Annotated in this window: 16 protein-coding genes; 10 read left to right on the top strand and 6 right to left on the bottom strand. The window is 71.6% G+C overall.

Annotated features, from left to right (window positions below; all coding sequences use genetic code 11):
* The first annotated feature begins 19 nt into the window (after positions 1–19).
* The gene (locus ABZS77_RS05110; protein ID WP_354817459.1) at positions 20–724 is read left to right on the top strand and encodes a Maf family protein; all 705 of its coding nucleotides are present in this window, start codon (positions 20–22) and stop codon (positions 722–724) included.
* The gene (locus ABZS77_RS05105) at positions 721–1,374 is read left to right on the top strand and encodes an O-methyltransferase (protein ID WP_354817456.1); all 654 of its coding nucleotides are present in this window, start codon (positions 721–723) and stop codon (positions 1,372–1,374) included. Before ABZS77_RS05110 ends, ABZS77_RS05105 begins: the two co-directional genes overlap by 4 nt.
* A gap of 69 nt (positions 1,375–1,443) precedes the next feature.
* Here ABZS77_RS05105 and ABZS77_RS05100 read toward each other — a convergent pair whose 3' ends face one another.
* The 3 genes from ABZS77_RS05100 to ABZS77_RS05090 form a co-directional block, all read right to left on the bottom strand.
* Positions 1,444–2,199 carry an ABC transporter permease gene (locus ABZS77_RS05100; RefSeq protein WP_354817453.1) on the bottom strand — a complete coding sequence of 252 codons (756 nt, stop codon included), beginning with the start codon at positions 2,197–2,199 and terminating at the stop codon, positions 1,444–1,446.
* Positions 2,200–2,217: 18 nt separating this feature from the next.
* Positions 2,218–3,177 (bottom strand): ATP-binding cassette domain-containing protein, encoded by a 960-nt coding sequence (locus tag ABZS77_RS05095; RefSeq protein ID WP_354817450.1) that lies wholly within the window; start codon positions 3,175–3,177, stop codon positions 2,218–2,220.
* A gap of 121 nt (positions 3,178–3,298) precedes the next feature.
* Positions 3,299–3,913, bottom strand: coding sequence for a PadR family transcriptional regulator (locus ABZS77_RS05090; protein ID WP_354819528.1), 615 nt, complete (start codon positions 3,911–3,913; stop codon positions 3,299–3,301).
* 138 nt (positions 3,914–4,051) lie between these two features.
* Between ABZS77_RS05090 and ABZS77_RS05085 the strand changes: the two genes are divergently transcribed.
* Positions 4,052–5,803, top strand: coding sequence for a biotin carboxylase N-terminal domain-containing protein (locus tag ABZS77_RS05085; protein ID WP_354817447.1), 1,752 nt, complete (start codon positions 4,052–4,054; stop codon positions 5,801–5,803).
* A gap of 18 nt (positions 5,804–5,821) precedes the next feature.
* Here the strand turns inward: ABZS77_RS05085 and ABZS77_RS05080 are convergent, their stop codons facing one another.
* On the bottom strand, positions 5,822–6,715 hold the full coding sequence (locus ABZS77_RS05080) for a LysR family transcriptional regulator ArgP (RefSeq protein ID WP_354817444.1): 894 nt from the start codon (positions 6,713–6,715) through the stop codon (positions 5,822–5,824).
* A 69-nt stretch (positions 6,716–6,784) separates the two neighbouring features.
* On the opposite strand from ABZS77_RS05080, the gene ABZS77_RS05075 reads away from it, so the two are divergent.
* The gene (locus ABZS77_RS05075; RefSeq protein ID WP_354817441.1) at positions 6,785–7,381 is read left to right on the top strand and encodes a LysE/ArgO family amino acid transporter; all 597 of its coding nucleotides are present in this window, start codon (positions 6,785–6,787) and stop codon (positions 7,379–7,381) included.
* Positions 7,382–7,456: 75 nt separating this feature from the next.
* Entirely contained in the window at positions 7,457–8,896 is a 1,440-nt protein-coding gene (locus tag ABZS77_RS05070) for a GuaB1 family IMP dehydrogenase-related protein (protein WP_354817438.1), read from the top strand.
* On the opposite strand, the gene ABZS77_RS05065 is transcribed toward ABZS77_RS05070, so the two are convergent.
* A complete protein-coding gene (locus ABZS77_RS05065) occupies positions 8,862–10,490 on the bottom strand; it encodes an MFS transporter (protein ID WP_354817435.1) in 1,629 nt (542 codons plus the stop codon). The genes ABZS77_RS05070 and ABZS77_RS05065 overlap by 35 nt on opposite strands.
* A 58-nt stretch (positions 10,491–10,548) precedes the next feature.
* Between ABZS77_RS05065 and ABZS77_RS05060 the strand changes: the two genes are divergently transcribed.
* A complete protein-coding gene (locus ABZS77_RS05060; protein ID WP_354817432.1) occupies positions 10,549–11,037 on the top strand; it encodes a MarR family transcriptional regulator in 489 nt (162 codons plus the stop codon).
* A 3-nt stretch (positions 11,038–11,040) separates the two neighbouring features.
* Here the strand turns inward: ABZS77_RS05060 and ABZS77_RS05055 are convergent, their stop codons facing one another.
* The gene (locus ABZS77_RS05055) at positions 11,041–11,595 is read right to left on the bottom strand and encodes a TetR/AcrR family transcriptional regulator (RefSeq protein WP_354817429.1); all 555 of its coding nucleotides are present in this window, start codon (positions 11,593–11,595) and stop codon (positions 11,041–11,043) included.
* Positions 11,596–11,677: 82 nt separating this feature from the next.
* Between ABZS77_RS05055 and ABZS77_RS05050 the strand changes: the two genes are divergently transcribed.
* Genes ABZS77_RS05050 through ABZS77_RS05035 form a run of 4 tightly spaced genes read left to right on the top strand, consistent with a single transcriptional unit; the run spans position 11,678 to position 16,403 of the window.
* Complete coding sequence (locus ABZS77_RS05050) at positions 11,678–12,124, top strand: DoxX family membrane protein (protein ID WP_354817426.1); 447 nt, start codon at positions 11,678–11,680, stop codon at positions 12,122–12,124.
* A 24-nt stretch (positions 12,125–12,148) separates the two neighbouring features.
* Positions 12,149–12,631 carry a MarR family transcriptional regulator gene (locus ABZS77_RS05045; RefSeq protein WP_354817423.1) on the top strand — a complete coding sequence of 161 codons (483 nt, stop codon included), beginning with the start codon at positions 12,149–12,151 and terminating at the stop codon, positions 12,629–12,631.
* On the top strand, positions 12,625–14,358 hold the full coding sequence (locus ABZS77_RS05040; RefSeq protein ID WP_354817420.1) for an ABC transporter ATP-binding protein: 1,734 nt from the start codon (positions 12,625–12,627) through the stop codon (positions 14,356–14,358). The genes ABZS77_RS05045 and ABZS77_RS05040 overlap by 7 nt, the downstream gene beginning before the upstream one ends.
* Entirely contained in the window at positions 14,355–16,403 is a 2,049-nt protein-coding gene (locus ABZS77_RS05035) for an ABC transporter ATP-binding protein (protein WP_354817417.1), read from the top strand. The genes ABZS77_RS05040 and ABZS77_RS05035 overlap by 4 nt, the downstream gene beginning before the upstream one ends.
* Positions 16,404–16,407: the final 4 nt, after the last annotated feature.

Below are 16,407 nucleotides of genomic sequence, written 5' to 3'. Positions count from 1 at the left end.
AGCCGGTAGCGTCGGATCCGTGTCTGAATCTTTGCCTCTCCGCCTCGTGCTCGCGTCGGCGAGCCCTGCCCGTCGTAAGACTCTCCGCGCCGCCGGTATCGAGCCGGACGTGCTGGTCAGCGGGGTGGATGAGTCGCTGGTGGTGACGGACCGGGCCGAGGATCTGTGCCTGGAGTTGGCGCGGCTCAAGGCGCAGGCCGTGTTGACCCGGCTGAGCCCGACCGGGCCGAGCAGCCCGACCGGGCCAGCCGGCACCGGCGCCGAGCAGCGAACGTTGGTGATCGGCTGTGACTCGGTGCTGGCGTTCGACGGGGAGATCCTCGGCAAGCCGGCGGATCCGGCGGACGCGACCCGGCGGTGGCAGCGGATGCGGGGGCGCAGCGGCGTCCTGCACAGCGGGCACTGCCTGATCGACGTGGTCGCCGGGCGGCGCGCGGAGGCGGTCGGCTCGACGACCGTCCACTTCGCCGACATCAGTGACGACGAGATCGCCGCGTACGTGGCGAGTGGGGAGCCGCTGGCGGTGGCCGGCGCGTTCACGATCGACGGGCTGGGTGGGCCGTTCGTGGAGCGGATCGAGGGCGACCCGGGCACGGTGGTCGGGTTGTCGATGCCGCTGCTGCGCCGCCTCCTCGCCGAGTTGGATCTGCGGATCACAGACTTGTGGACGAAGGTCGCGCCGGGCGGCCAATCCGTGGAGCCGCTCGGTAACGTCCGGTCATGACAACCAAGTCGATTCCGCTCACCGACGAGCTGCACGCGTACCTGGTCGCGCACGGCGCCCCGCCCGACGAGATCATCCGGGACCTGGCCGAGGAGACCCGGTCGGTTCTGCCGGAGCACGCCACCATGCAGGTGGCCCCGGAACAGGCCGCCTTCCTGACGTTCCTCACCCGGCTGCTCGACGTACGGCAGGCCGTGGAGGTCGGCACGTTCACCGGACTGTCGTCGCTCGCGATCGCGCGGGGGCTGCCCGACGGTGGGCGGCTGACCTGCTTCGACATCTCCGAGGAGTTCACCGGCATCGCCCGGCGCTACTGGGCACGGGCCGGTGTGCAGGACCGGATCGACCTGCGTATCGGCCCGGCCGGGGAGACGCTGCGGGAGCTGCCGAACGAGCGCTACCTGGACTTCGCGTTCATCGACGCGGACAAGACCGGCTATCCGGTGTACTGGGCGGAGCTGGTGCCCCGGATGCGTCCGGGCGGGGTGATCGCGGTCGACAACGTGCTGCGCGGTGGTCGGGTGATCGCCCCGCGGGACGCCAACGACCGGGCCATCGCCGCCTTCAACGACGAGGTGCTGGCCGACGTACGGGTGGATCCGGTGATGCTGCCGATCGCGGACGGTCTCACCCTCGCCCGGGTGCACTGACACGACGACCCGCACGCGGATCGGGGTGCCCCCGCGACGACGAAGGGGCACCCCGGTGCGTGCGACCCGTCAGCGGACGCTGCGGGCGAACTGGCGGGCGGCCCAGAAGACGCCCAACGCGGCGAGCACGGCGGTGATGGTCAAGCCCTGCCAGACCTTGTCGCTGCCCAGGTCGCCGGCGAACAGCGCCCGGGTGCCGTCGACCGCCCAGGAGAACGGGTTCCAGTCGGCGATGCCCTGCAACCAGCCGGGCGCGAAGGTCAGCGGCAGCAGGATGCCGGACAGCAGCAGCACCGGCTGCGCCACCGTGTTCATCAGCGGGGCCAGCGCGTCCTCGCTCTTGACCTTGAGCGCGACGCCGTACGAGACGGCCGAGGTCATGAGCGCGATCAGGGCGAGCATCAGGTACGCCAGCAGCAGGTCACCGATGAACACCCGCAGGTCGAACAGGAGTGCCAGCAGGGTGATGATGACGGCCTGCACGATGAGCGAGACCACGTCGCGCAGTGAGCGGCCGAGCAGCAGGGCGAGCCGGCTGATCGGGGTGACCCGGGAGCGTTCGATGACGCCGGCGCGCAGCTCGGCGATCAGGCCGAAGCCCTGGAACAGGCCACCGAAGATGGCCAGCAGCACCAGCAGACCCGGTACGAAGATCTTGTAGGCGGCGGCCTGGGTGGGTGCGTTCAGCGCCGGCTTGAGCAGTGGGGCGAAGAGCAGCAGGTACATGACCGGCTGGAAGACGCCGACGAAGACCCAGACCGGGTTGCGCAGCAGGAGTTGGGTCTGGCGCTGGAAGATCAGCCACGTGTCACGGGCGAATTTCATGAGAGTCGTCTCCGGTGGTCAGGACTCGCGCAGCGAGCGGCCGGTCTTGGTGAGGAAGACGTCGTCCAGGCTGGGACGGTGCAGCTCGATCGAGCGCAGCTCCAGCCCGGCGTGGTCGAGTCGGCGCAGCACCTGCGGGATGGCGGTGGCGCCCTCGTCGACGTAGAGACGCAGGCCGCCCTCGTCGGCGGTCTCCAGCTTGTTGACGTACGGCTCGCCGTCGAGCGTCTGCGCGGCCTGCGGGGTGGCGGCCAGGTCGAGGCCGACCAGCACCACGTCGCCGGAGATCTCCCTCTTCAGCTCGGCCGGGGTGCCCTCGGCCACCACCTCGCCGTGATCCATGATCGCGATCCGGTCGCAGAGCGCGTCGGCCTCGTCCAGGTAGTGCGTGGTGATGAAGACGGTCATTCCGTCGCGGCGCAGGCGCCGGATCTCGTCCCACATGTGCGCGCGGCTCTGCGGGTCGAGGCCGGTGGTCGGCTCGTCCAGGAAGACGACCTTCGGCTCGTGGATGATGCCGAGCGCGATCTCGACCCGCCGGCGCTGACCGCCGGAGTAGGTCTTGCACTTGCGGTCGGCGTACTCGATGAGCTGGAAGGCTTCCAGGGCGCTGACGGCGCGGCTCTGCGCGTCGGCCTTGCCGATGCCGTACATGCGGGCGTGCAGCACCAGCTCCTCGCGGGCGGTGGACTCGTCCCAGGTGCTGCCGCCCTGTGGGACGTACCCGATGCGACGCCGCACCTCCGCCGGGTCCTTGCGCAGGTCGGCCCCGGCGATGGTGGCCTCCCCGCCGTCCGGCTCGATCAGCGTGGCGAGCATCCGCAGCGTGGTGGTCTTGCCGGCGCCGTTCGGGCCGAGGAAGCCGAAGATCTCGCCCTCGGCGACCTCGAGGTTGACCCCCCGCACGGCGTCAACCGTCTTCGTCTCTCGACCCGCGCGGGAGCGGAACGACTTCCGTAGCCCCCTGGTCTCGATCATTTCTGCTCCTGGTCGGTCGGGCCGGTCGAACCGGCCGTCGGGTGGGACGACGCCGGACGGCGCACTCCCCCGCTGTGCCGACAGCAGGCTAACGCGATATAACTCTTGTAGTCAACGTTGATTATTCCGTGTCTGTCGAAGGTCGCGCCTCCTGGCGCTGCTTCCACCCGGACCAACCCTCGACGTTCTCCAGCTCAGCAGGCAGGTACGACACTCCGGAGTCGATCCGCTCCGCGATCCGTTCGCACCACCCCATCTCCGCCTCCGCCCGCGCCGCCCACAGCTCGAACATCCAACCCACGTGCGCCGGCTTGCGGTTACGCACCCAGTCCGATTCCAGGGAGGCGCGCATCGACTCGACACCGGCGCGCAGCAGATTGGCCCGGTTGCGCAGGGCCGCTGCGGCCTCGGCGCGCGGCATGGCGGGCAGGAAGGAGAAGGCCACCGCGAAGGGGTCGGCCGGCTCGACGAGGTTCCACCAGGAGTTGCGCAGCAGCGTCTCGAACTCGTCCTCGCCCTTGACTGTCACCTCGTAGGTGGTCCGGGCCGGACGAGCGCCCACCTGCTCGGTGGCGACGGCACGCAGCAGCCCTTCCTCGGTGAGCTTGCGCAGCGCGTGGTAGATCGAACCGGGCTGCACGTTCGCCCACTTGTCGGCGCTCCAGCTCAGCAGCTCACGGCGCACGTCGTAGCCGTGCACGGGCTGCATCCACCGCACCAGACCGAGGATCATCATCCGAGTCGCAGACACCCCACAAGCGTAATAGCCAAGTTTGACTAACTTCAGTGCCCCATCCCACACTGAGCGATCGTTAGGGCCGGCGCGGGTGGCCGATACACTCCCGGTCAGTAACTTCCCGGGAGGAGCCACGAGGTGCGCAAGGTACTCATCGCCAACCGCGGCGAGATCGCCGTCCGGGTCATCCGCGCCTGCCGTGACGCCGGCCTCGGCAGCGTCGCCGTGTACGCGGACTCCGACCGTGACGCTTTGCACGCCACCCTCGCGGACGAGGCGTACGCGCTGGGCGGGGACAGCGCGACCGACACGTACCTGCGCATCGACAAGCTGCTCGACGTGGCCGCCCGCGCCGGCGCCGATGCCGTACACCCGGGTTACGGGTTTCTCAGTGAGAACGCCGACTTCGCCCAGGCGGTCATCGACGCCGGGCTGACCTGGATCGGCCCCACCCCGCAGGCGATCCGCGACCTGGGTGACAAGGTCACCGCGCGGCACATCGCGCAGCGCGCCGGCGCCCCGCTGGTCCCCGGCACCCCGGACCCGGTGGCGAGCCCGGACGAGGTGATGGCGTTCGCCGTCGACCACGGTCTGCCGGTCGCCATCAAGGCCGCCTTCGGTGGCGGTGGGCGCGGTCTCAAGGTCGCCCGCACCATGGAGGAGATCCCCCAGCTCTTCGAGTCGGCCACCCGGGAGGCGGTCGCCGCGTTCGGTCGGGGCGAGTGCTTCGTCGAGCGGTACCTGGACCAGCCCCGGCACGTCGAGGCGCAGGTCCTCGCCGACCAGCACGGAAACGTGATCGTGGTGGGCACCCGGGACTGCTCGTTGCAGCGGCGGCACCAGAAGCTCGTGGAGGAGGCCCCCGCGCCGTTCCTCACCGACGCCCAGCGGGCGCAGATCCACGACAGCGCCAAGGCGATCTGCCGGGAGGCCGGCTACCACGGCGCCGGCACCGTGGAGTACCTGGTCGGCAGGGACGGCACGATCTCCTTCCTGGAGGTCAACACCCGACTCCAGGTCGAGCACCCGGTCACCGAGGAGACCGCCGGCATCGACCTGGTCCGGGAGCAGTTCCGGATCGCCGACGGCGAGAAGCTGCGGATCACCGAGGACCCGACGCCGCGCGGGCACGCCATCGAGTTCCGGATCAACGGCGAGGACCCGGGCCGCAACTTCCTGCCCGCCCCGGGCACCGTCACCGCGCTGCGGCTGCCCACCGGCCCGGGCGTGCGGGTGGACACCGGCATCTCGGCCGGGGACGTGATCGGCGGCAACTTCGACTCGCTGCTCGCCAAGGTGATCATCATCGGTGAGACGCGGACCGAGGCGCTGGAGCGCGCCCGCCGGGCGCTCGACGAGATGGTGGTCGACGGCATGGCCACCGCCCTGCCGTTCCACCGGCTGGTCGTGCGGGACGAGGCGTTCACCGCCGAGCCGTTCACCGTGCACACCCGGTGGATCGAGACCGAGTTCGACAACACCGTGCCGCCGTTCACCGCCGCCGCCGGCGCCGCCGAGGCGCCGGCCGACCGCGAGACCGTCGTGGTCGAGGTGGGTGGCAAGCGGCTCGAGGTCAGCCTCCCCGCCGGCTTCGGCGGGGGTACGACCACCGCGGCACCAGCCTCCCGTAAGCCGAGCCGGCGGGGCGGGGGCGCCAAGGCCGGCGCTCCGGTCAGCGGCGACGCGTTGACCTCGCCGATGCAGGGCACCATCGTCAAGATCGCGGTGGCGGACGGCGACACCGTGGCCGAGGGCGACCTCGTGGTGGTGCTGGAGGCGATGAAGATGGAGCAGCCGTTGCACGCCCACAAGGCGGGTACGGTCAGCGGGCTCTCGGCCGAGGTCGGCGCGGTGATCACCGCGGGTGCCGCGATCTGCACCATCGCCTGAGCGCTCCGCCGTCGGCGGTCAGCGGAGGTTTTCGGCGGCGACCGCGCGGACGGCGGCGGTCAGGTCGTTGAGGACGTCCGACTCCAGCCGCCAGTGCTGCCAGTAGAGCGGGACGTCGAGGTGTCGGCCGGGTGCGAGGTCGACGCAGCGGCCGGCGGCCAGGTCGGCCTCGGCGATCTGCTCCGGCACCAGGCTCCAGCCCAACCCGAGCCGGATCGTCTCGCTGAAGGCGGGCACCGACGGCACGTAGTGCACCGGCGGGTCGAGCGGCTGGCCCGCCACCGCCTCGACGAACCGGTGCTGCACCCGGTCCTTGCGGTCGAAGACGATCATCGGGGCGGCGGCCAGCGCGGCAGCGCCGAACCCGTCGGCGAAGTGGGCGGCGGCGAATTCCGGGGTGGCCAGCGCCCGGTAGCGCATGGCACCCAGCCGCAGCACCCGGCAGCCCTGCACGGCCTCCCGCTGGGCGGTCACCGCGGCCGTCACGGAACCGTCCCGGAGCAGCTCGGCCGTGTGGTTCTGGTCGTCCTGCCGCAGGTCGAAGAAGAGCCCGGCCCGTCGCGGCAGTCGGGCCAGCGCGGCGGGGAACCAGGTGGCCAGCGAGTCCGCGTTGACCACCACGGCGACCCGGACGCGCCCGAGGCCGGCCAGTGACCCGCCGGCGTCGGCCAGGGCCTCCCGTTCGAGCAGGGTGAGCTGGCCGGCGAGGCGCAGCAGCGGGCGGCCGGCGTCGGTCGCCACGCACGGGCGGGCCCGGCGGACCAGCACCTGCCCGACGGTCTCCTCCAGCGCCTTGATCCGTTGACTCACGGCCGACGGGGTGAGGTGCAGGAGTCGGGCCGCCGCGTCGAAGCTGCCCTCGGCCACCACGGCGGCGAGTGTCCGCAGCTGCGCCGAGTCGAGACCGTCCATCAGGAGAGCTTACGTTTCGTGAGAATCTTTAGTTGGACTGCCGATGGTGCTCCGCTCTAGCGTCGACCCGTGCTCACCTCCGCCGTCGCCGGCTTCTCGATCTCCATCGCCCTCATCGTCGCCATCGGCGCCCAGAACGCGTTCGTCCTCCGACAGGGCCTGCGCCGCGAGCACGTCGTACCCGTGGTGCTCACCTGCGCCACCTCGGACGCCCTGCTGATCACGGCGGGGGTGGCCGGGTTCGGCTCGCTGGTGACCGGGCGACCAGGTCTGCTCGCGGCGATCCGCTGGGGCGGCGCGGCGTTCCTGCTCTGCTACGCGGCGCTCGCCGCCCGCCGTGCCCTGCGACCCGGCGGCCTGCTGCCCACCGAGCGGCCGCCGGCAACGTTGGGGGCGACCCTGCTCGCCTGCGCCACCTTCACGTTCCTCAACCCCCACGTCTACCTGGACACCGTGCTGCTCCTCGGCGGGGTGGCCCAACAGCACCCGAACCGCTGGGTATTCGGCGCCGGAGCCGCCCTCGCGAGCGTGGTCTGGTTCACCGCGCTCGGCGCCGGTGCGCGGCGTCTCGCGCCGCTGCTCGCCCGTGCCGGCGCCTGGCGGGTACTGGAGGGGGCCATCGCCGTCGTGATGGCCGGGCTCGCCGTGGCGCTCCTGCTGGGCTGACCGGCGCCACCGCGGCGGGAGTGTTTTCCACGACCACCGGCGGCGGGACGGAGCACGAGCGGCAATGATGGCCGGGTGCGGTTCCTTCACGGCGCGGTTCCCGCGCACGACCTGACCTATACCGACGTCTTCATGGCGCCGGCCCGTTCCGACCTGGGCTCCCGGCTCGACGTCGACCTGTCCACCGGCGACGGCACCGGCACCACCATTCCGCTGGTGGTGTCGAACATGACGGCGGTCGCCGGCCGGCGGATGGCCGAGACGGTGGCACGGCGGGGCGCGATCGCGGTGATCCCGCAGGACATCCCGATCGAGGTGGTGGCGAACGTCGTCGCCTGGGTCAAGCAGCGCCACCTGGTCTACGACACCCCGATCACCCTGGGGCCGACCGAGACCGTCGGCGACGCCATCCACCTGCTGCCCAAGCGCTCGCACGGTGCGGTGATCGTGGTCGACGAGGCCGGCCGTCCGGTGGGCGTGGTCACCGAGGCGGACACCCTGGGTGTCGACCGGTTCGCCCAGTTGCGGCACGTGATGTCCACCGAGCTGCACACGGTCCCGGCGGACGCGGACCCGCGTACCGGCTTCGACCTGCTCTCCGCGGGCCGTCGCCGGCTCGCTCCCGTGGTGGACGCCGACGGCCGGCTGGTCGGGGTGCTGACCAGGCAGGGCGCGCTCCGGGCCACCCTCTACACGCCCGCGGTGGACGACCGGGGACGGCTGCGCGTCGCGGCGGCGGTCGGGATCAACGGTGACGTCACCGGCAAGGCCGCCGCGCTGCTGGAGGCCGGGGTGGACACGCTTGTCGTGGACACCGCGCACGGCCACCAGGAGCGGATGATCTCCGCGTTGCGGGCGGTCCGCAAGCTGGACCCGGGGGTGCCGGTGGCGGCCGGCAACGTGGTCACCGCCGAGGGCGTACGCGACCTCGTCGAGGCGGGCGCCGACATCATCAAGGTCGGCGTCGGGCCGGGCGCCATGTGCACCACCCGGATGATGACCGGGGTGGGCCGCCCCCAGTTCTCGGCCGTGCTGGACTGCTCGACGGCCGCCCGCCAGCTGGGCCGGCACGTCTGGGCGGACGGCGGGGTGCGGCACCCCCGCGACGTCGCGCTCGCGCTCGCCGCCGGCGCGTCGAACGTGATGGTCGGCTCCTGGTTCGCCGGCACCTACGAGTCGCCCGGTGACCTGTACACCGAGCCGGACGGACGCCGGTACAAGGAGAGCTTCGGGATGGCCTCGGCGCGGGCGGTCAGCGCCCGTACCGCCGACGACAGCCCGTACGACCGGGCCCGCAAGGCGGTGTTCGAGGAGGGCATCTCCTCGGCCCGGATGTACCTGGACCCGGTCCGGCCCGGCGTCGAGGACCTGATCGACGAGATCATCGCCGGCGTACGCAGCGCGTTCACCTACGCCGGCGCGCGGGACCTGACGCAGTTCCACGAGCGGGCCGTCGTGGGTGTGCAGAGCGCCGCCGGCTTCACCGAGGGGATGCCGCTGCCGACGAGCTGGTAGCGCCGGTCGGGGTTGGCGACTCGGGGCGGGTGCGGGGCAGCCGGGCGCAGGCAACCAGGCCGATCAGGAGGAAGCCGGCGGCGGCGAAGGCGGCGTACCGGGTCGCGTCGGAGAACGCGATGCGGGCTTCCTGGGCGATCGGGGCGGTACGCGGGTCGTCCGCCAGGCCGCCGATGGCCGCCCCGGCGCTCTCCTTGACCGCGGTGACCACCTGGTCCCGCTGCCCGGCGTCGAGACCCGGCTGGTCGGCCAGCCGGTCGCCGAGGATGCCGCCGAGGCTGGCGAACAGGACGGTGCCCAGCACGGCGATGCCGAGCGCCGAGCCGACCTGCCGGGCGGTGCTCTGCACGCCGGAGCCCTGCCCGCTGCGCCGCACCGGCACCTCGGAGAGCGACACCCCGGTCAGTTGCGCGGTGGCCATTCCGACGCCGATGCCGTAGACGAAGAGGAAGCCCAGCGGAGCCCACCAGCTGGTGTCGGGTGCGACGACCAGGCCCAGCCCGGCGACCCCGACGAGTTCGGCGGCGACGCCGAGCTGGACGACCCGCGCGGCACCGAGGCGTTGGGTGAGGGGGGCGCCGATGCCGCTGGCGAGGAAGCTGCCGACGGCGAGTGGCAGCAGTGCCAGACCGGTGTCGAACGCGCTGTAGCCGAGCACGTTCTGGTACCACAGCGGCAGCGCGAAGAGCAGCCCGAATTCGCCGAGGCTGACGATGGCGGCGGCGAGTACGCCGTTGCGGAACGACCCGATCCCGAACAGCGACAGGTCGAGCAGGGCGGGGCGGCCGGCCCGGTTGCGGCGCATCTGGTGACCGAGGAAGACGGCGAGCGCGGCGAGGCCGAGCAGACCGGCCACCGGGACGGGCGAGAGCGTGAAGTTCCAGTCCAGCCCGAAGAGGCTGAACGGCTTCTCCCGCTGCCACCAGCCGTAGGTGCGGCCCTCGATGAGGGCGAAGACGACGCCGGTCATGCCGATCACGGAGAGCAGCGCGCCGACGATGTCGATGCCCCGCTCGGCGCGGTCGTCGCGGGACTCGGCGACCAGTGCGAGGGTGACCACGACGACGGCGAGGCCGACCGGGACGTTGATGCCGAAGGCCCAGCGCCACGAGTACTCGGTGGTCAGCCAGCCGCCCAGCAGCGGGCCGAGGGCCGCCGCGCCGCCGATGGTGGAGCCCCAGACGGCGAAGGCGATGCCCCGCTCGCGGCCGGTGAAGTTGGCGTTGAGCAGCGACAGCGAGGTGGGCAGCATCATCGCGCCGCCGATGCCCTGGAGCACCCGGGAGGCGATCAGCGTCTCGCCGGAGCCGGCAAGCGCGGCCAGCACGCTGGCGGCCACGAAGACGCCCACCCCGGCGACGAACATCCGGCGGCGTCCGGACCGGTCGGCGAGGCGACCGGCGACCAGCAGCAGCGCCGCGAAGACGAGGGTGTACGCCTCCTGGACCCACTGCGCGTCCGTCGAGGTGATGTCGAGGTCCCGGATGATCTGCGGGACGGCGACGTTCACGATCGTCGCGTCCACGATGATCATCGCGACGCCCAGGCTGATCGCGAACAGCCCCCACCAGCGTCCGCGCCCGCTCCCGGCCATTGAGCTCCTCCTTCTAGTAGCTAGATTTTCTAGCTACCCGAGCTGCTAGCTTTTACCCATGGCGCGGCCCCCGTCAACCCCTACCAGCGAGACGGCGCGTGCACTGCGTGAGCTGCTGCGCGTCGCCGGCGACACCCGGGGCGCCCTGGCCCGCCGGCTGGGGATCGGCACCACCGACGCGGCGGCCATCGACCACCTGATCTCCAGCTCCGACCCGCTCGGGCCGGTCGAGCTGGGCCACCGGCTGGGCATCCGTTCCGCGTCGGCCACCAACCTGGTCGACCGGTTGGTGCAGGCCGGCCACGTACGCCGCGCGCCACACCCGCACGACCGGCGTCGCCTCGCGCTCGAGGTGACAGAGCAGGCGTACGACGAGGTCCTGGCGGCACTGCGGCCGATGCTCGTCAGCGTGGACCAGGTGGTGAGCCGGCTGACCCCGGAGGAGGCGGCGACGACCACCGAGTTCCTGCGCGCGGTCACCGAGGTCATGCGGGAGTACGTCGCCACCGCCCCCGCCGACCGGCCGGCGGGCAGCCCGCAGCCCTGACGGTCAACCGAACAGGCGCCGCAACACCGTACGGGCGGCGTCGTGCGGATCGGCGCCGACCCGGTCCGGCAGGGCACCGGCCAGCCAGAGCGTGGCGAAGCCGTGCGCGATGGACCAGGCGGCGAGCGCGTCGGTGTCGGTGTCGGCGTCGTCGTCCGTCGACAGTGTCGCCACTCCCGAGCGGAGCGCGGCGCCGGAGCGCCCCCGTGCGGCGATCAGGTCGGCATCGTCGACCCGGTACAGCTCGGGCCGGAACATCACCTCGAAGTGCGCCCGGTGCCGGACGGCGAAGTCGACGTACGCCACGCCGGCGGCCAGCAGGTCGTCGGCGGCCTCCAGCGCCTCGGCCAGCCTGTCGAAACCCTCGGCTGCCAGTGCGGTGAGCAGGCCGGCCTTGTCGCCGAAGTGGTGCGCCGGCGCGGCGTGCGAGACGCCGGCCCGCCGGGCGAGGTCGCGCAGGCTCAGTGCGGTCGGGCCGGCCTCGTCGATGGCCTCGACGGCGGCGGCGAGCAGGGTGCGGCGGAGATCGCCGTGATGGTAGCCGCGCACCGAGGTCATGCCGCGATCTTATCTTGCCATTGACAAGATGCCACGTCGGCACGCAATCTTGTCACTGACAAGTTCTCGCGAGGAGGATCCGATGGCACCCCTATTCGCCCTTGTGGTCGGCACCGCGCTGGCCCGGCTCGCCGGCCTGGCCGGCATCTCCGCACTCGACGGCTGGCACCCCGCACTGCGGGTCGGGCTGGCGGTGATGTTCGTGCTGACCGGCGTCGCGCACTTCGCCGGGCGACGCCGCGCGGACCTGATCACCATGGTCCCCCCGAGGCTGCCCCGCCCGGACCTGCTGGTCTCACTCACCGGCGTGCTGGAGCTGGTCGGCGCGGTCGCCCTGCTGATCCCGGCGACCGCCCGGGTGGCGGCAGCCGGGCTCGCCCTGCTCATGCTCGCGATGTTCCCGGCGAACATCTCGGCCGCGCGCCGGAGGTTGACCCTCGCCGGACGGCCGGTCACCCCGCTCGGGCAGCGGACCGCCCTACAGGTCGTGTTCGTCGCCACTGCTGTCGTTATTTCGTTTGGCCCCTGACTATCAGGGAGCTAATCTGCCCACGTGGAACTCGTCACCCTCCAGGACGTGCCGCTCGGTCGGCTGCTGGTGGTCGCCGGGCACCTCGTCGGGCAGCGCTGGAACCGCTACCTCGCCGAGGAGCACGGCCTCACCCAGGCCGGCATGGTCACCCTGCTGACGCTCGCCCGACACGGCGAACTGCCCCACCGCGAGGTCGCCGAGAAGGGGTTCGTACGCCCCGCGACCCTGACCGGCATCGTCGACACACTGGCCCGCGACGGTCTCGTCGAGCGGCAGCGCGACGACAGCGACAGGCGCAGCATCCGACTCGCCATCACCCCCGCCGGGCGGGAGCGGGTGGCCGCGCTCGGCGCACTCATGCACTCCGGACGCCCCCTCACCTCGGTCGACGCCGACCCGGCGAAGGCCCAGGTCATCCGGGAGTTCCTGCTCGAGGTCATCGGCAGCGGAGACGACCCGCGGATGACCGGACGACCTACCGACACGAAGGACCCGGCGTGCTGATCCGACTACTGCGCGGCCAACTGCGCACCTATCAGAGACCGTTGCTGGCGGTGGTGCTGCTCCAGTTCGTGGGCACCATGGCCTCGCTCTACCTGCCCAGCCTCAACGCGGACATCATCGACCAGGGCGTGGCCCGGGGCGACACCGACTACATCGTGCGCACCGGCGGCTGGATGCTGCTGGTCAGCCTCATCCAGATCGTCTGCTCGATCGCCGCCGTCTACCTGGGCGCGCGCGTCGCGATGGGCTTCGGTCGGGACGTACGCGCCAGGTTGTTCGGGCACGTCAACCGCTTCTCCGCCCGCGAGGTGGCCCGCTTCGGGGCGCCGTCGCTGATCACCCGCAACACCAACGACGTGCAACAGGTCCAGATGCTCGTGCTGATGAGCTGCACGATGCTCGTCGCGGCACCGATCATGAGCGTCGGCGGGGTGTTCATGGCGCTGCGCGAGGACATCGGGTTGTCCTGGCTGATGCTGGTCAGCGTGCCGGTGCTCGCCATCACGCTCGGCTCGATCATCCGCCGCATGGTGCCGGGCTTCCGGCTCATGCAGACCCGGATCGACACGGTCAACCGGGTACTGCGCGAGCAGATCACCGGCATCCGGGTGGTCCGCGCGTTCGTCCGCGAGCCGTACGAGACGGACCGCTTCGGCGTCGCCAACGCCGACCTGACCGCCACCGCGCTGCGTACCGGACGGTTGCTGGCGTTGATCTTCCCGGTGGTCATGCTGGTGCTGAACGTCTCCAGCGTGGCGGTGCTCTGGTTCGGCGCGCAGCGGGTGGACGCCGGGGCGATCCAGGTGGGGGCGCTCACCGCGTTCCTGCAGTACCTGATGCAGATCCTGATGGCCGTCATGATGGCCACCTTCATGCTGATGATGGTGCCCCGGGCGGCTGTCTGCGCCGAGCGGATCACCGAGGTGCTGGACACCGACTCCTCGGTCGTCCCCGCCCCCACGCCGGTCACCGAACTGCCCACCCGGGCCGAGTTGGAGCTGCGCGGGGTGCGCTTCCAGTACCCGGGAGCGGTCGACCCGGTGCTGCGGGACATCTCCTTCCGGGCCACCCCGGGCACCACCACGGCGATCATCGGCAGCACCGGCGCGGGCAAGACGACGCTGCTGTCGCTCATCCCCCGCCTCGTCGACGTCACCGCCGGCGCCGTGCTCGTCGACGGCGTGGACGTCCGCGAGCTGGCCCCCGACGAGTTGTGGCGACGGATCGGGCTGGTGCCGCAACGCCCGTACCTGTTCACCGGCACGGTCGCCAGCAACCTGCGCTACGGCAACCCGGACGCCACCGACGAGGAACTGTGGACGGCGCTGGAGATCGCCCAGGCCCGGGACTTCGTGGCCCAGATGCCCGGCGGGCTCGACGCGCCGATCGCCCAGGGCGGCAGCACCGTCTCGGGTGGGCAGCGGCAGCGCCTGGCCATCGCCCGCGCGCTGGTCCGGAAACCGGAGATCTACCTGTTCGACGACTCGTTCTCCGCACTGGACCTCGGCACCGACGCGCGGCTGCGGGCGGCACTGCGGCCGGTCACCGCGCAGTCCGCCGTGGTGATCGTGGCCCAGCGGGTCTCCACGATCGTGGACGCCGACCAGATCATCGTTCTCGAGGACGGAGGGGTCGTCGGAGTGGGACGACACGCTGAGCTTCTCAAGTCCTGCCCGACGTACGCCGAGATCGTGGCCTCCCAGCAGACGACGGAGGTGCCGGCATGACCGGCCGCGAGACGCCGCCCACCGCGGCCGTACCCGAGCAGAAGTCGGCCACGGACGGCCCGACGCCCAAGCGGCTGCCTCCGGGCCGTCAGGGCGGTGGCCCACCGTGGATGGGCGCCGGGATGCCCGCCGAGAAGTCGATGAACTTCGGGCCGTCCGCCCGGCGACTGCTCGGCCGGCTCCGCCCGCATCGGCTGCACCTGGCCGCGATCATCACGTTGGCCCTGGTGAGCGTCGGGTTCAGCGTGGCCGGGCCGAAGATCCTCGGCCACGCCACCGACCTGATCTTCAGTGGTGTGATCGGTCGGCAACTGCCGGCGGGCACCACCACCGAGCAGGCCGTCGCCGCCGCGCGGGCCAGCGGCAACGCCAGCTTCGCCGACATGCTGGCCCGGATGGACGTGGTGCCCGGGGTGGGCATCGACTTCGACGCCCTGAGCCGGGTGCTGCTGCTGGCGCTCGGGCTCTACCTCGCGGCCAGCCTGCTCATGTGGTGGCAGGGCTGGCTGCTCAACGGGGTCGTCCAGCGGACCGTGCTGCGGCTGCGCGCCGAGGTGGAGGAGAAGCTCAACCGGCTGCCGCTGCCCTACTTCGACAGGCAGCCCCGTGGCGAGCTGCTGAGCCGGGTCACCAACGACATCGACAACATCTCCACAAGCCTCCAGCAGACCCTCAGCCAGCTGCTCACGTCCCTGCTGACAGTCGTCGGCGTCCTGGCCGTGATGTTCTGGATCTCGCCGCTACTGGCCCTGGTGGCCCTCGTCGCGGTGCCACTGTCGGTGCTGGTCACCCAGCGGATCGCCAAGCGTTCGCAGAAACAGTTCATCGCGCAGTGGACGCACACCGGCGAGTTGAACGGTCAGATCGAGGAGGCGTACACCGGCCACGAACTGGTGAAGGTCTTCGGGCGGCAGCGCGAGGTGGAGGCCGCGTTCCACGCGAAGAACGAGGAGTTGTTCCGGGCCAGCTTCGGCGCGCAGTTCATCTCCGGGATCATCATGCCGTCGATGATGTTCATCGGGAACCTGAGCTACGTGGCGATCGCCGTCGTCGGTGGCCTGCGGGTCGCCTCGGGGACGATGAGCCTCGGTGACGTGCAGGCGTTCATCCAGTACTCCCGGCAGTTCACCCAGCCGCTCACCCAGCTCGCGTCGATGGCCAACCTGCTCCAGTCCGGGGTGGCGTCCGCCGAGCGGGTCTTCGCTGTGCTCGACGCCGACGAGCAGACCCCCGACCCGGTCGAGCCGGCCCGGGTCGTCGACCCGCACGGCCGGGTCGAGTTCGAGCACGTCTCGTTCCGCTACGACCCGGACAAGCCGTTGATCGACGATCTGTCGCTGGTCGCCGAGCCGGGGCACACGGTGGCGATCGTCGGCCCGACCGGCGCCGGGAAGACCACACTGGTCAACCTGGTCATGCGTTTCTACGAGCTGGACGCCGGCCGGATCACGCTCGACGGGGTGGACATCACCTCGATGCGCCGCGACGACCTGCGCGGCAGGATCGGCATGGTGCTCCAGGACACCTGGCTCTTCGGCGGCACCATCCGCGACAACATCGCCTACGGCCGGCCGGGCGCCACCGAGGACGAGATCGTCGCGGCGGCACGGGCCACCTTCGTGGACCGGTTCGTGCGCAGCCTGCCCGACGGCTACGACACGGTGATCGACGAGGAGGGCAGCAACGTCAGCGCCGGCGAGAAGCAGCTCATCACCATCGCCCGCGCGTTCCTCGCCGAGCCGTCGCTGCTGATCCTCGACGAGGCCACCAGCTCGGTGGACACCCGCACCGAGGTGCTGCTCCAGCGGGCGATGGCGGCGCTGCGCTCGGACCGGACCAGCTTCGTCATCGCGCACCGGCTCTCCACCATCCGCGATGCCGACCTGATCCTGATGATGGAGAACGGCCGGATCGTCGAGCAGGGCACCCACGAGCAGTTGCTCGCCGCCCAGGGCGCGTACCACCGGCTCTACCGCTCCCAGTTCACCGGGGCGGTGGTCGACGAGGAACCCGCCGCCACCGCCGCCCAACCGGCGTCGGTCTGACGTG

Source organism: Micromonospora sp. NPDC005298 (assembly GCF_040607375.1).
Classification (GTDB): Bacteria; Actinomycetota; Actinomycetes; order Mycobacteriales; family Micromonosporaceae; genus Micromonospora.
The sequence above is the reverse complement of the archived record's forward strand: the minus strand, read 5'-3'. Positions and strand labels throughout refer to the sequence as shown.